Genomic DNA, 13,951 nt, shown 5'->3' with positions numbered 1-13,951 from the left:
CTAGGGCAATCCACCCAAGGGGAAAGCAGCACGTCCATACTGATGGCTTTAGTCATATTTGTTCTCCGAGCTTTGGCTCAGGTTTTCTTAATTTTGTTTGCTCAGTAAACCACAGGGCTTACTGTTGGAATTTGTTTTCGTCAGGTGCAACATTGAGTATTTGTAGCGCGCCTTTCATGATTTCAGAGAAGACAGGAGACGCTACCGAACCACCATAGTAATCATCACCTTGAGGCTCGTTTACGATCACCACCAAAGCAATTCGCGGATCGCTAACCGGAGCAAGCCCAGCCGTGTAGGTGATGTACTCGTCGCTGTACCCACCGGCAGAAGCTTTACGTGATGTACCTGTTTTCGCTCCCACTCGATAACCAGGAACTGCCGCTCTGCGAGCCGAGCCCCCTTTTTGAGTTACGGTTTCCAACATGTCTAATACTTGACGCGCATACTTCGCACTCACCACTTGACGTGACATGTCATGATCATTGCTTTCGATAATATGAATAGGCTCGTATTTGCCAAGGTTTCCAAGCGTCGCATAAGCATGGGCTAGCTGGATTGGTGTAATCGATAGACCATAACCAAACGCAATCGTGGCGCGCTCAATTGGCGACCAACGAGTTCGTGTAGGAAAAATACCCGTCACTTCCCCAACTAGGTTTAGGCCAGAAAGCTCACCAAAACCCACTGAACTGTACAGCCCAAGAAGCGCCTCTACCGGCATTTGCATTGCTAGCTTCGTCACACCGATATTACTCGACTTTTTAAGGATCGTGGTCAAGCTTGCTTTGCCTACGCGAGAGACATCTCTGACTCGACTACCACCTAAACGTAGGACACCATTACCGGTATCTACGATGGTATCTTTATCAGCTATCCCATTTTCTAAGGCGGCTAAAATAACGAAAGGCTTAATGGTCGAACCGGGCTCCATTGAGTCCGTGATCACTCGGTTACGCATTTGATAGCTTTGCCAATCGCTACGATTGTTAGGGTTGTAAGAAGGAGCATTAACCATGGCCAATACGGCGCCCGTTTTTACATCCAACATGACAACAGAACCTGAAGTGGCGCGGTGGTCCGCAACGGCTTGCTTAATCGCACGATACGCAATCGCCTGTAGACGCTGATCGATAGTTAACTGAAGTGATTTACCTTCTTGCTTGTCTTGCCAAGCAATGTTTTCCACAACACGACCATAACGGTCTTTACGAATAGTTTTCTTACCCGCCGCGCCAGTGAGCCACTCGTCGTAGCTACGCTCCACACCTTCTAGGCCATGCCCGTCAATGCCTGTCACACCGACTAAGTGAGCACTAACCTCACCTGCAGGATAATAACGACGAGATTCCGACTTAAGGCCAACACCTGGCAGCTTTAACTCACGAATATAGTTCGCCATGGCCGGACTGACCTGGCGCTGCAAGTAGATAAAGCGGCGTTTTTCATTGCGCTTGATTTTGTCTATTAACCCTTGTCGGTCAATACCAAGAACATCCGCTAATGCATGCCAACTTTTGGTCTGGCTTAACGCGTTTTCTTTAAATATCGTGGCAGGATCTGCCCAAACAGCCTCAACCGGTACACTGACAGCAAGCGGCTCACCATTTCGATCCGAAATAATACCGCGAGCAGAAGGAATGGATTTAACACGAACCGAACGTAGGTCACCTTGTTTAATCAGGTTATCTGGCTCAATGATTTGGATGTAGGCTACGCGTGCCACCAAAAGGGCAAATGCACAAAAAACAAAAAACAGTAATAGATGGAAGCGCCAACGAATCAAGAAAGATTCTTCGACCGCCACTTTCACTGCTTTATTATCGGTTTTCTTATCCCCCGTAGCCGCTTTCTCTTTTGCTACAGGTTTACGCTTATTGGCTTGTTTCGTGTTGGATTTTTTTCTAATCATTTGAGCGTGACAACCACTTCTTTATCGCCATCAGGTCGTTTCATTTCAAGTTCTTTTTTGGCAAGGTCTTGAACACGACTGTGTTCCGCGAGGGCAGTTTCTTCCAACATTAAGTTACGCCATTCGCTATCTAATCGTTCTCGTTCAACCAACGTATGGTCTTTCTCGGTGATCGCTTGACGCGCATGGTGGGTAGCAAATACCACTCCCATTGCCGATGCCACGATCAATAGCAACAACAGTAATGGCCAGCGACCAACAGTGAGGAGATCTGTTGCAATCAACTTAGCAAGATTAGGAGTGGATTTCGTCATAATAATTAAAGCTTTTCCGCAATTCTTAACACAGAGCTGCGCGAGCGAGGGTTCATTTCAATTTCTTGTTTGCTTGGCTTAATCGCTTTGCTCACCGCTTTCATATTCGCACTACCAAGAGCACGAATTTGCTCTTCCGTCATTGGAATACCGTGTGGCACTTCAGGCCCTTTGCTCTCTTTACGGATAAAACGTTTGACCATACGGTCTTCCAGAGAGTGGAAGCTAATCACAGATAAACGGCCTTCAGGAGCCAGAATGCTCGCCGCGCCTTTAAGTGCCGTATCAATTTCTTCTAACTCACTGTTGATGTAAATACGAAAAGCCTGGAAAGCACGAGTCGCAGGGTGTTTTTTCTCTTTAAAACTTTTCGGTGCGGCATCTGAAATCAATTTTGCCAGCTGACCAGTGCGAACCATTGGCTCATTTTCTTCGTCTTCACGGTAGGCAACAATCGCTTTTGCAATACGGCGCGCATGTTTATCTTCCCCAAACTCGCGAATGACCCAAGTGATATCATCGAGGTCTGCTTCCATCAACCATTGAGATACTGGAACACCTGATGTCGGGTCCATACGCATATCTAGCGGACCGTCTTTCATAAAGCTAAAGCCACGCTCTGCGTCGTCTAACTGAGGAGAAGAAACGCCTAAATCCAGCAGAACACCATCCACTTTTCCAACTAGTCCATACTCTTCAGCATACTCAGCAATACCAGAAAATGGACCATGAATAATGGTGAAGCGAGGGTCATTGATTTTGCCTGCCTCAGCGATCGCTTGAGGGTCACGGTCGATACTGTACAGTCGGCCATTTTCACCGAGTTTAGATAGAATTGTCCGGCTGTGACCGCCACGGCCAAATGTTCCATCAATATAGACGCCGTCTGGTTTGATAGCTAAGCCATCAATGGATTCATTTAATAACACGGAAATATGTTGGAAGGTTTCGGTCATAGCTTTCTCGTTGAATGATCTTGAAGCGATTCTTTAGTGTACTGATTTCCTACATCATCGCCACCACAAGTCTAAAGTTAGACGTGATTTACGCCAAGTTTATTGGTAATGACATAGTTTGCGTCAATTAAATGCAAAAAACCCATCACTACCGAAGTAGAGATGGGTCTCGAATAGGTGGAGCCGACACATAAGCCGGGTTCTGTTCCGCTTGCGCGGCGGTAGCCATTCGTCTAGGCCAGCAATCACTCACTGGCTCGAGCAACCTACCCGCCTCCTTACGCGAGCAACGCAATGTGGAGGCCTATTTGGTCTTGCTTCAGGTGGAGTTTACCCTGCTACGAACTATTGCTAGTCGTCCGGTGCGCTCTTACCGCACCCTTTCACCCTTACCTGTACCCTTACGGGCCATCGGCGGTCTTCTCTCTGCTGCACTTGTCGTAGGCTTGCGCCCCCCAGGCGTTACCTGGCACCTTGCTCTATGAAGCCCGGACTTTCCTCCCCTTTGTCAGTCTCCCGAAGGACATCAACAAAGCAGCGACTACCCAGTCAGCTCCGAGGGCGGATTGTATAGAGTTCTCACTTCAGAGTCTAGTTAGATCACAGATATGATGAAATGAATGCACTAAGTGATGACTTTTTAGTCAGCGCGCCAAAAATAGATAATAAAAAGGCCGATTCCTAAACATCAGCCCTCATTGACCATTTATCTCGCTAGCGGCACTTAGTCTAAGTTTTCTAAGCCCCATTTATATAGCGCATTCTTCTTCAAGTTATGTATTTCTGCCACCAAAGCAGCTGCTTTTTTCAAAGGCAGCTCTTTGGTCAAAATCCCTAACGTGCGTAAAGCATCTTCAGGTAGTGAGTCGTCTGTTGTTTCACGATGGCCATGTACCAACAATACCATTTCACCACGCTGTTGGTTATCGTCACTTTTCACCCATTCAATCAGCTCACCTAACGGCATGCCTTGAATGGTTTCAAAGGTTTTTGTTAGCTCTCTTGCCAACACAACTTCTCTATCTGGGCCAAGAACGTCTAACATGTCTTGTAGAGAGTCTAAAATACGGTGCGGTGACTCGTAAAAAATACACGTACGCTCTACCGAAGCAATCTCTAGGAATTTATCCTTACGACCTTTGCTTTTCGGTGGTAAAAAACCTTCGAAGCTAAAGCGATCAGATGGCAAGCCAGAGGCACTTAACGCCGTAATGACCGCACAGGCACCTGGAAGAGGCACAACTCTAACGCCCGCTTGACGACATTTTGTCACCAAATGGTATCCTGGGTCGCTGATAAGTGGCGTACCAGCGTCAGAAACTAATGCGATAGACTGACCGGAAAGCAGCTTTTCTACCAAAACTTGTGCTTTTTGCTGCTCATTGTGGTCATGTAGAGCAAAAGTTTTGGTTTGAATATTGAAGTGAGACAGTAATTTGCCCGTATGTCGAGTATCCTCAGCGGCAATGATGTCCACAGTCGACAGAATTTCGATAGCACGTTGGGTGATATCCGCTAAATTTCCGATTGGAGTCGGTACGATATAGAGAGTTGGCCCCTCATTCGGCAACTTATTTTTATCTGTCATTTGTTTACCATCACTTCAACGATTAATATAGAGACAATTTTGTACAAAATTATAGAGAACTCACGGCAATGATTAACCATAAGAGACTCAGTGTACCACGCATACTTACTCCTGTTGCACTAGCAATTACGCTCGCCGCCTGTTCTTCAGGTCCAAGACAGCCTGATGGCGTTGATGTAACACTTGAGCCTACTCAGTCTGTTCAGAACTATATGATCCAAGCTGATAGCACGGAAGGCAGTTTACAAAATGACTGGTTGATCATGGCAACCAAAGCCGCGATTCAAGCAAACCAGTTTGATCAAGCAGAAATGTTGATCAAGCGCCTGGCTCGTCAACAGTTAACCGAAGTTCAGCAAGCAGAGTGGCAACTAGCGCGTGCGACCATACAGCAAAAACAGGGTAATTACTCTCAGTTGCTGCAATTGTTGAATTTTAAACCTTGGTGGAAGTTGCCAAATGAGCAATGGAAAGACTATTACTTAATGCGTGCCGACGCTTATCAAGGTCTTAACCAAGCGTTTGAGGCAAACCGCCAACTGGTTGCATTTGGCCAATATGCATCGTCCGCGGAGCAGAGAGAGATTTCTAGCCGTATTTGGATGAACTTTGGCAGCTACTCCGAGTACGAACTGACCTCATTAGAAACAGAGCCAAATGAAGATGTTTTGGATGGTTGGCTACAACTCGCTATTTATGCGAAAACGCTGTCGGGCAACTTATCCCAACTAAAAAATACCCTCGAACGCTGGTTAAACGAGAACCCATCGCATCCAGCCGCTATCTACACACCAGAAGAGATTCAAAACATTCTCTCTCTAGACATCGTTAAACCAAACAACACCGCTTTGTTACTGCCGCTTACTGGTAAATTCTCGCCACAAGCGCAATTAATTCGTGATGGTTTTGTGTTTGCGATGATGAATGATCGTAACCGTGATCCAAGCGCTACCCTCACGGTAATAGACACTAATGCGTATAACGCCGACCAAATTAAACAACGTTTGATCAATGAAAACATCGACTTTGTTGTTGGTCCGCTAGAAAAAGAAAACGTTGAGCTATTGCACACAACCATGGATGGCTCAGAAAATGGTCCTACGATTCCAGCCCTTGCGCTAAATATTCCCGAAGATGTGCAACCAGATAGCAATATTTGCTACTTGGCACTATCACCAGAACAAGAAGCCGCACAGGCAGCGAAACACTTGTTCAGCGAAGGCTATAACTTCCCTCTGATTCTGGCACCAAAGGGCAGCTTTGGTGAGCGCGTAACTGAAGCGTTCAACAAAGAATGGCGCAAGTACAGCTCGAATAAAGTCGCAGCAAGTTATTTTGGCGACAAGCGCCAACTTCAAAAAGACATCAATGAAGTATTTGGTCTGCAAGAAAGCAAACAACGTATTGCTCAGATGCAATCATTAATGCGTATCAAGCTTGAAACACAGCCACGTAGCCGTCGTGATGTCGATGCGGTTTATATTGTTGCTAGAAGCACGGAACTGACTTTGATCAAGCCGTTTATTGAGGTAGCGATTAACCCAGACGCCAAAGCGCCACAAATTTTCTCTAGCTCGCGTAGCAACAGTGGCGGCGCGACTTACGAAGATCTAACAGGCATCATCTACAGCGATATTCCATTACTGATTGACCCAGACCCTAGCGTGACCGCTGAAATGAACGAGTTGTGGTCAGAGCAATCTAACATGGAAAAACGTTTGAAAGCACTGGGTATGGATGCGTATAAATTGATTGGGGAGCTGCCACAAATGAAGGTCGTTCCGGGCTACTCAGTTGGCGGCCAAACCGGTATTTTAAGTATCGACAATAATTGTGTTGTACAGCGTGAGCTAAGCTGGGCTGAGCGTGGGGCTCTTTAGCAAGCGCCAAATCGGAAATCAATATGAAGCTCTGGCGAAGCAGTATTTACAACGCCAGGGCTTAAACTTTATTGAACAAAATTTTCTGACTAAGGTCGGTGAGATTGATTTAATCTTCCAACAAGGTGAAACTATTGTGTTTGTTGAAGTCAAATACCGTAAGAACAATCACTTTGGCTCGGCAGCAGAAATGGTGACGCACGCTAAAATGCGCAAGCTAGTCAAAACCGCACAAGTTTGGCTTAGCCAACAAAAGCGCTTAAAACACAATATCGATTATCGATTTGATGTCATCGCCATTCATGATAATGGTCGAGATATCAACTGGATAGAAAACGCAATCTCTGAAGGATAAGCGATGCTAGACAGCATTAAAGACAGCTTTACAGAAAGTATTCAAATTCAAATCGCAGCAGCAGAGGCGCTGCCTGATGCCATTACTCATGCAGCTCAAGCGATGGTGTCGAGCCTGCTTAATGGCAATAAAATTTTATGTTGTGGTAATGGCGGCAGTGCTTCAAACGCTCAACAATTTGTTTCTTGTCTTTTAAACCGTTTTGAAACTGAGCGCCCTAGCCTGCCAGCAATGGCCTTAACCGCCGATAATACCACCCTAACCGCAGTGGCCAACGATTACCACTACCAGGAAATCTTCTCAAAACAGGTACGAGCGTTTGGTCAACCAGGCGACATTTTGCTTGCCATGTCGACTAGCGGTAACAGTAAAAATATTATCAAAGCGATGGAAGCAGCCGTAACTCGAGACATGACGATTATCGCGCTAACAGGAAAAGATGGCGGAGAGATGGCAGGACTGCTCGGTGAGAACGACGTCGAAATTCGTATTCCATCACACCGCACTGCACGTATTCACGAAGTACATATGGTAACACTCCATTGCCTTTGTGATCTTATTGACCAGGTGCTTTTCCCTGCTCACGAAGAGTAACCAAGACTGAGAGTCAGAATTATGATACGTAGCCTTGTTATCTTATTAACAGCATTGAGTTTAAGTGGTTGCGCAGGTTTGTTTATCGCAGGTGCAGCAACCACAGCGAATATTGTCACGGACACACGCACGACAAAACAAATCTGGCAGGACAATAACATTGAATTCGAAGTTGCGGCGATCGGCAATAAAGCACCGTTTAAAGGTGAAGTACGTGTCGTTGCCAGTTCATATAATGGGACTGTAGTCCTTATGGGACAAGCTCCGACACAAGACCTTATCCTTGCTTTAGAGCGAAGAGCTAGAGAAGTTAGTGGTGTAAAAGTCATACACAATCAAATCAAACAAAAAGAGCCACTCACTGTTACCCAGATTAGCAATGACAGCTGGATCACAACCAAAGTAAAGTCAGCTTTGCTTACTGATTCTGAGCTTAATGGTGTTAAGGTTAAAGTGATCACCGAAGATGGCGATGTTTTTCTGTTTGGTTATGTCACACCAGAACAAGGCGATCGAGCGACAGAAATCGCGCGTAATATCTCAGGCGTAAAACAAGTCATTAAAGGGTTCCAATACGGCGAAATGGAGCCTGTTGAAGTGGACTTACCGAATGACGGTGTACAAACAATAGAAAGTGAGGTAAGCACAGAAAATGAAGAGAACGTCGAAGTCTTTACGATTAGTGAGTAATTTCCAAAGTCTGGCTTGAAATCATCTTCAACAAGTTAAAAAGAAAAAAAGCAGCGTTACGCTGCTTTTTTATTATTTAATCACTCTTAAGCTTGGTTTGCCTTTTGGTCGAGGAGCATCGTCCTCTTCGGCATCTGAATCAGAAACTAACTCAGAAGGCTCATCACTAACCGTTGTGAACGATGGGGATGATTCTTCCTCGGTCATCGCTTCTTCTTCGATGTGAGTGTACGCTTCTTCTGGTTCAAACATAGTACCAGCACCATTCTCACGGGCATAAATAGCTTGAACAGCATACACGGGCACGATCACTGAGTGCGGTCGACCGCTAAAGCGAGCATGGAAGGTAATCGCATCATTACCTAACTCAAGATTACCCACTGCACGTGGCGCAATATTCAAAATAATTTGACCATCTTGAATAAATTCAACCGGGACACGCACCCCTGGCATTGTTGCATCCACAACCAAGTGAGGAGTCAAGTCATTGTCTACTAACCAGTCGTAAAATGCGCGAAGCATATACGGGCGGCGAGCAGTCATTTTTGCAATATCCATAACGTGTTTTAAATCGCTTAACGAACTAGGCGCATTTCACGTTCAGCTTCAGTCAAAGAAGCAAGGAACGAATCACGTTCAAATACGCGGTTCATGTATACCTTGATTTCTTTTGAACCAGGGCCAACAAGATCGATACCAAGTTGAGGCAAACGCCACAATAGTGGAGCTAGGTAACAATCGATCAAGCTGAATTCTTCGCTCATGAAGTACTCATATTCAGCAAAAATTGGCGCTAACGTCAGAAGATCATTACGCAGCTTTGTGCGTGCTTTTTCTGATTCTTCCGCATTACCTTTCATCACTTTTTCAGCGAGTGAATACCAGTTGCGTTCGATACGGTACATCATCAAGCGGCTGTTGCCACGAGCAACAGGGTAAACCGGCATTAGAGGTGGATGAGGGAAACGCTCGTCCAAGTACTCCATGATGATTTTTGAATCGTAAAGAGCTAGCTCACGGTCAACAAGAGTTGGCACTGATTTATATGGGTTTAGCTCAACAAGCTCAGCAGGAAGGTTTGCTTCGTCAACAAGCTCAACTTCAACACTTACGCCTTTTTCAGCTAGTACAATGCGAACCTGATGGCTATACAAATCTGATGCACTTGAGAAAAGAGTCATCACAGAACGTTTATTGGCAGCTACAGCCATGGAGCCCTCCAGTACACTTACAAATAAAAACAATGGAGGCTAAGCCTCCATTGTACATCAATTAAAATTGGGAATTAGCACGGTATTTTAGCACAATTAATGCACATCGCGCCAATACTCTTTCTTGAGCATCACAACAACGATGGTTAGAAGCACTAAGAAGCCCATTACCCACCAGCCTAGAGCGTGACGCTCGAGCTGCACTGGGTCACCTGAATAAACTAAGAAGTTAACGAGATCGCCAACCGCTTTGTCATATTCGCCTTCACTCAGCTCACCCGTGCCATCGGTTTCAGTACCAACAACAACTTGTACTTCTTCGCCATCTACGATTTTCGTATCGTAAATCGGCGTCGGGATGCCCTGTAGCTCTTCAAGCACATGCGGCATACCAACACTCGGGAAGACGATATTGTTCACGCCGAATGGACGAGATGGATCAACATAGAAAGAGCGTAAGTAAGTGTATAACCAATCAGCACCACGAACTCGTGCAACCAACGTAAGATCTGGTGGTGGAGCACCAAACCAGTTTGCAGCTTGCTTCGGTGGCATAGCATTGACCATTAGATCACCGATTTTCGCTTCAGGATTGAAAATCAGGTTTTCTTTCATTAAGTCTGTTGGAATTTCCAAGTCTGTTGCTACACGCTCGTAACGCTGGTATTGCGTAGAGTGACAAGCAAAACAGTAGTTCATGAACAACTTCGCGCCGTTTTGTAGCGAAGCTTTATCCGTAAGGTCAACATTCGCTTTATCCAGCGGAACATTGGCCCCAGCTGCCATCGCTAGTGATGGCAACATAGCAAATAGAATTACAATCCACTTCTTCATTTGAATGTCACCCTCTCTGGTAATGGTTTGGTTGCTTCATTTTTGCTGTAGAAGAACAGCAACACAAAGAACATGAAGTAACACAAGCTAAAGATCTGAGATAGTAGTGTGTACGTTGGTGTCGCAGGTAACGCACCTAAAATACCCAGAGCGATAAAGGCGATAGTGAACTGTACAATATTCAATAGATGAAGTTTGCTACGGTAACGGTATGAACGAACTTTACAACGATCCAACCAAGGTAGAACAAACAGCACTGCAATTGACGCGCCCATTAGGATAACACCTAATAGTTTGTCTGGAACCGCACGTAAGATTGCGTAGAACGGCGTGAAGTACCATACCGGAGCAATATGCTCTGGTGTCTTCAGTGGGTTTGCAGCTTCAAAGTTAGGCGGCTCAAGGAAGTACCCACCCATTTCTGGGTTAAAGAACAGCACGTAACAGAAGAAGAACAAGAAACCAGCGACACCGACCAAGTCCTTAACCGTGCCGTACGGATGGAAAGGAATCGAATCAATGATGTCATATTTCTTCGTATAGTAATCGTGGAACTTGAATTGCGTTTTGTAATCGTCGCCCATTGAGCCTTTTGGCAGCTTAGTTTCGATACCATCCGGGTTGTTTGAGCCTACTTCGTGCAGCGCCAATACGTGCAGAACAACAAGAAGAAGCAAAACAATAGGCAGGGCAATAACGTGTAGTGCGAAGAAACGGTTTAGCGTTGCACCAGAGATGATGTAGTCACCACGAATCCAAAGCGTTAGGTCATCACCGATAACAGGAATAGCACCAAACAGGGAAATGATTACCTGTGCACCCCAGTATGACATCTGACCCCATGGAAGTAGGTAACCCATGAACGCTTCAGCCATGAGAACAAGAAAGATCAACATACCGAAGATCCACAATAGTTCACGAGGTTTTTGGTATGAACCGTAGATCAAACCACGGAACATGTGAAGATACACAACAACGAAAAACGCTGACGCGCCAGTGGAATGCATGTAACGCAGAAGCCAACCGTACTCTACATCACGCATAATGTATTCGATAGACGCAAATGCACCGTCACCTGAAGGAACATAGTTCATCGTTAGCCAAATACCCGTTAGGATTTGGTTAACAAGAACCAGCATCGCCAGAGAACCGAAAAGGTACCAAAAGTTGAAGTTCTTAGGCATTGGGTATTCAGACAAATGCTTTTTATAAGCATTCATTGCAGGAATACGCTTTTCAACCCAATCTAACATTGCTTGCATTATGCATCTCCCTCATCAACACCCACAATGAGCTTGGTATCGCTCAAATACATGTGCTTAGGAACGACAAGGTTCAACGGAGCAGGTACTCCTTGGAACACTCGACCAGCCATGTCGAACTTAGAACCATGACAAGGACAGAAGAAGCCAGATCTTACGCCCTGCACCTGCTCTGAGAAAGAGTCAGGTAGATAGGTTGGTGAACAACCTAAGTGGGTACAGAAACCAACTGCGACGAAAAACTCTTCCTTAATCGAACGAAACTCATTCTGAGCGTACTCAGGCTGCTGCTCCATTTCAGATTGTGGATCGCGAAGCTTATCACCGATCGATTTTAAGTTATCCAGAACGCTTTGAGTGCGGCGAACAATCCATACAGGTTTTCCCTGCCACTCAACACGAACCAGCTGACCTGGTTCAATTTTACTTATATCCACTTCCACCGGTGCGCCCGCCGCTTTGGCTTTAGCACTCGGATTCCATGATTTGATAAAAGGCACGGCGACGGCGACTGCCCCTAACCCACCAACAACTGCCGTTGTAGCGGTTAGAAAACGCCTGCGACCGTTATTTAAAGGCGCGTTGCTCATCCAAACATTCTCCCATTTGCTCCCTTTGGATCGTTATTATTCCGCTTATAAGAGCATGGCTAACAAATAATGAATTTAGTTCTATTTATTGGAGGGAAATGATAAAGAAAACCCTACTTTTTGACAAGATAAAGCTACCTTTTTGTAACATTTGTGAGGCAAATCGCTCGCGTCGTCACAAAAGCGGCAGAATTATAAAAAATTGATGTGATTTGTAACAAGAAAGCACCACATAGAAGCCCCGCTGAAAGCGGATAAAACCTTTTATCTTGGTAGTTTTCAGTTAATTACACAGAGAAATATTTCGTATTACGCGTTCAGCTTACTGTGTTTATATTTTCAATTTTGTAGCACGCAGAATGCTCAAAAAGGAACGTAAGTCATTTTAAAACATGTTACAGGAAGAATAAGATACAAAGACATTCCTGCTGATGAATACATCTATGCTGCATCGCAAGAGAAAGCGTGGTGAGTCGCGATTAAATAAGGCACACATATAAAACGGCACTGACAACCTTTCGACGAAGAGGGCGAATAAGAAGGCCTGCTCGGAGTGTGATGATAAGTGAAGGCTGTTCGTTGCTTGAAGACAAGTATGATGTCTTTAAATACAAAAAAGCCCGGCATAGAGCCGAGCTTTTGGTACACAGTTTCCAGAGTAACTCTGAAAGCATAATTCCCGATAAGAGGAAATTAACGCTTAGAGAACTGTGGACGACGACGTGCTTTACGTAGACCAACTTTCTTACGTTCAACGCAACGAGCGTCACGAGTAACGTAGCCAGCTGCGCGTAGAGCAGGACGTAGAGACTCATCGTATTCCATAAGCGCGCGAGTGATACCGTGACGGATAGCACCAGCTTGACCAGAAATACCGCCGCCTTTAACTGTTACGTAAAGGTCTAGCTTTTCAGTTAGTTCAACTAGCTCTAGAGGTTGTTGTACAACCATACGTGCTGTTGGACGACCGAAGTATTCGTCAAGGTTACGCTTGTTTACTACAATGTTACCGCTGCCTGGTTTAATGAAAACACGTGCAGCTGAGCTTTTGCGACGGCCAGTGCCGTAGTATTGATTCTCTGCCATTTTCGAAATCCCCAATTAGATGTCTAGTACTTGTGGTTGTTGAGCAACATGGTTGTGCTCAGCGCCCGCGTAAACTTTTAGCTTACGGTACATAGCACGGCCTAGAGGACCACGTGGAAGCATGCCTTTAACTGCAAGCTCAAGAGCCATCTCAGGTTTACGATCGATCAACTTTTCAAAAGTGATAGATTTTAGACCACCTGGGAATTCAGAGTGACGGTAGTACACTTTGTTCTTAGCTTTGTTACCAGTTACAGCAACTTTCTCAGCGTTGATAACGATGATGTAATCACCAGTGTCAACGTGAGGAGTGTATTCAGCTTTATGTTTGCCACGTAGGCGAGATGCAATTTCACTTGCTAGACGGCCAAGAGTTTTACCTTCAGCGTCTACAACGTACCAGTCGCGTTTTACAGTTTCTGGTTTAGCAACGAAAGTTTTCATGCTAACAATAACCCGTTAATTAAATTTTAAACTTTAAAGGAACACCCAATAGTGCTCCCACACTGTCTAAGAGCCCAGTCATCACCCCTTCGAGTCGTTGGTACTCTCGACCTTCAATTTCGAAATAACTTCGATAATCAGGTCTGCAGTAACGGTGGGTCGCAGGATTATAGAGAAGAGCGAAGAAAAAATCACCTTTTTTTGCGCCAAATCACTAATTTTTTCTTCACTTTTT

At 45.2% G+C, this 13,951-nt stretch carries 15 protein-coding genes and 1 other RNA gene; 4 read left to right on the top strand and 12 right to left on the bottom strand.

Annotated elements, in window-relative coordinates:
- Window positions 1-118: 118 nt before the first annotated feature.
- The 5 genes from R8269_RS22680 to rsmI all read right to left on the bottom strand — a co-directional run bounded on the left by R8269_RS22680 (window position 119) and on the right by rsmI (window position 4,770).
- Entirely contained in the window at window positions 119-1,912 is a 1,794-nt protein-coding gene (locus tag R8269_RS22680) for a penicillin-binding transpeptidase domain-containing protein (RefSeq protein ID WP_086046525.1), read from the bottom strand.
- Window positions 1,909-2,226 carry a cell division protein FtsL gene (ftsL, locus tag R8269_RS22675; RefSeq protein WP_005372920.1) on the bottom strand — a complete coding sequence of 106 codons (318 nt, stop codon included), beginning with the start codon at window positions 2,224-2,226 and terminating at the stop codon, window positions 1,909-1,911. The genes R8269_RS22680 and ftsL overlap by 4 nt, the downstream gene beginning before the upstream one ends.
- 5 nt (window positions 2,227-2,231) lie before the next feature.
- Window positions 2,232-3,182 (bottom strand): 16S rRNA (cytosine(1402)-N(4))-methyltransferase RsmH, encoded by a 951-nt coding sequence (gene rsmH, locus R8269_RS22670; protein WP_005372918.1) that lies wholly within the window; start codon window positions 3,180-3,182, stop codon window positions 2,232-2,234.
- A 175-nt stretch (window positions 3,183-3,357) separates the two neighbouring features.
- Window positions 3,358-3,739: RNase P RNA component class A (rnpB, locus tag R8269_RS22665), an RNA gene on the bottom strand.
- A 167-nt stretch (window positions 3,740-3,906) separates the two neighbouring features.
- Window positions 3,907-4,770 (bottom strand): 16S rRNA (cytidine(1402)-2'-O)-methyltransferase, encoded by an 864-nt coding sequence (rsmI, locus tag R8269_RS22660; protein WP_005372907.1) that lies wholly within the window; start codon window positions 4,768-4,770, stop codon window positions 3,907-3,909.
- 68 nt (window positions 4,771-4,838) lie between these two features.
- Here rsmI and R8269_RS22655 point away from each other — a divergent pair, with 68 nt between their 5' ends.
- From R8269_RS22655 to R8269_RS22640, 4 genes are read left to right on the top strand one after another with little or no spacing between them, the layout of a single operon-like run.
- Window positions 4,839-6,650, top strand: coding sequence for a penicillin-binding protein activator (locus tag R8269_RS22655; RefSeq protein WP_005372905.1), 1,812 nt, complete (start codon window positions 4,839-4,841; stop codon window positions 6,648-6,650).
- The gene (locus R8269_RS22650; RefSeq protein ID WP_005372903.1) at window positions 6,637-7,005 is read left to right on the top strand and encodes a YraN family protein; all 369 of its coding nucleotides are present in this window, start codon (window positions 6,637-6,639) and stop codon (window positions 7,003-7,005) included. Before R8269_RS22655 ends, R8269_RS22650 begins: the two co-directional genes overlap by 14 nt.
- Window positions 7,006-7,008: 3 nt before the next feature.
- Window positions 7,009-7,599, top strand: a complete 591-nt coding sequence (locus R8269_RS22645) for a phosphoheptose isomerase (RefSeq protein ID WP_005372901.1) — start codon at window positions 7,009-7,011, stop codon at window positions 7,597-7,599.
- 21 nt (window positions 7,600-7,620) lie between these two features.
- A complete protein-coding gene (locus R8269_RS22640; RefSeq protein ID WP_213867132.1) occupies window positions 7,621-8,289 on the top strand; it encodes a BON domain-containing protein in 669 nt (222 codons plus the stop codon).
- 72 nt (window positions 8,290-8,361) lie between these two features.
- Here R8269_RS22640 and sspB read toward each other — a convergent pair whose 3' ends face one another.
- The 7 genes from sspB to rplM form a co-directional block, all read right to left on the bottom strand.
- Window positions 8,362-8,847 carry a ClpXP protease specificity-enhancing factor gene (sspB, locus tag R8269_RS22635; protein ID WP_005387408.1) on the bottom strand — a complete coding sequence of 162 codons (486 nt, stop codon included), beginning with the start codon at window positions 8,845-8,847 and terminating at the stop codon, window positions 8,362-8,364.
- Between the two features lie 17 nt (window positions 8,848-8,864).
- On the bottom strand, window positions 8,865-9,500 hold the full coding sequence (gene sspA / locus R8269_RS22630) for a stringent starvation protein SspA (RefSeq protein WP_005372897.1): 636 nt from the start codon (window positions 9,498-9,500) through the stop codon (window positions 8,865-8,867).
- 96 nt (window positions 9,501-9,596) lie between these two features.
- The gene (locus R8269_RS22625; RefSeq protein ID WP_005372881.1) at window positions 9,597-10,334 is read right to left on the bottom strand and encodes a cytochrome c1; all 738 of its coding nucleotides are present in this window, start codon (window positions 10,332-10,334) and stop codon (window positions 9,597-9,599) included.
- The gene (locus tag R8269_RS22620; protein ID WP_005372880.1) at window positions 10,331-11,596 is read right to left on the bottom strand and encodes a cytochrome b; all 1,266 of its coding nucleotides are present in this window, start codon (window positions 11,594-11,596) and stop codon (window positions 10,331-10,333) included. Before R8269_RS22620 ends, R8269_RS22625 begins: the two co-directional genes overlap by 4 nt.
- Window positions 11,596-12,186, bottom strand: a complete 591-nt coding sequence (gene petA, locus R8269_RS22615; RefSeq protein ID WP_005372877.1) for a ubiquinol-cytochrome c reductase iron-sulfur subunit — start codon at window positions 12,184-12,186, stop codon at window positions 11,596-11,598. The genes R8269_RS22620 and petA overlap by 1 nt, the downstream gene beginning before the upstream one ends.
- Window positions 12,187-12,879: 693 nt before the next feature.
- On the bottom strand, window positions 12,880-13,272 hold the full coding sequence (gene rpsI / locus R8269_RS22610; RefSeq protein WP_005372876.1) for a 30S ribosomal protein S9: 393 nt from the start codon (window positions 13,270-13,272) through the stop codon (window positions 12,880-12,882).
- A gap of 15 nt (window positions 13,273-13,287) precedes the next feature.
- Window positions 13,288-13,716, bottom strand: a complete 429-nt coding sequence (rplM, locus tag R8269_RS22605; protein WP_005372872.1) for a 50S ribosomal protein L13 — start codon at window positions 13,714-13,716, stop codon at window positions 13,288-13,290.
- Between the last annotated feature and the right edge of the window lie 235 nt (window positions 13,717-13,951).

Source organism: Vibrio sp. Vb0667, assembly GCF_033391095.1.
The sequence above is the reverse complement of the archived record's forward strand: the minus strand, read 5'-3'. Positions and strand labels throughout refer to the sequence as shown.

Coding starts and splice junctions, on each gene's coding strand:
- R8269_RS22680 (WP_086046525.1), bottom strand. CDS start 1,912: ATGATTAGAAAAAAATCCAACACGAAACAAGCCAATAAGCGTAAACCT.
- ftsL (WP_005372920.1), bottom strand. CDS start 2,226: ATGACGAAATCCACTCCTAATCTTGCTAAGTTGATTGCAACAGATCTC.
- rsmH (WP_005372918.1), bottom strand. CDS start 3,182: ATGACCGAAACCTTCCAACATATTTCCGTGTTATTAAATGAATCCATT.
- rsmI (WP_005372907.1), bottom strand. CDS start 4,770: ATGACAGATAAAAATAAGTTGCCGAATGAGGGGCCAACTCTCTATATC.
- R8269_RS22655 (WP_005372905.1), top strand. CDS start 4,839: ATGATTAACCATAAGAGACTCAGTGTACCACGCATACTTACTCCTGTT.
- R8269_RS22645 (WP_005372901.1), top strand. CDS start 7,009: ATGCTAGACAGCATTAAAGACAGCTTTACAGAAAGTATTCAAATTCAA.
- R8269_RS22640 (WP_213867132.1), top strand. CDS start 7,621: ATGATACGTAGCCTTGTTATCTTATTAACAGCATTGAGTTTAAGTGGT.
- sspB (WP_005387408.1), bottom strand. CDS start 8,847: ATGGATATTGCAAAAATGACTGCTCGCCGCCCGTATATGCTTCGCGCA.
- sspA (WP_005372897.1), bottom strand. CDS start 9,500: ATGGCTGTAGCTGCCAATAAACGTTCTGTGATGACTCTTTTCTCAAGT.
- R8269_RS22625 (WP_005372881.1), bottom strand. CDS start 10,334: ATGAAGAAGTGGATTGTAATTCTATTTGCTATGTTGCCATCACTAGCG.
- R8269_RS22620 (WP_005372880.1), bottom strand. CDS start 11,596: ATGCAAGCAATGTTAGATTGGGTTGAAAAGCGTATTCCTGCAATGAAT.
- petA (WP_005372877.1), bottom strand. CDS start 12,186: ATGAGCAACGCGCCTTTAAATAACGGTCGCAGGCGTTTTCTAACCGCT.
- rpsI (WP_005372876.1), bottom strand. CDS start 13,272: ATGGCAGAGAATCAATACTACGGCACTGGCCGTCGCAAAAGCTCAGCT.
- rplM (WP_005372872.1), bottom strand. CDS start 13,716: ATGAAAACTTTCGTTGCTAAACCAGAAACTGTAAAACGCGACTGGTAC.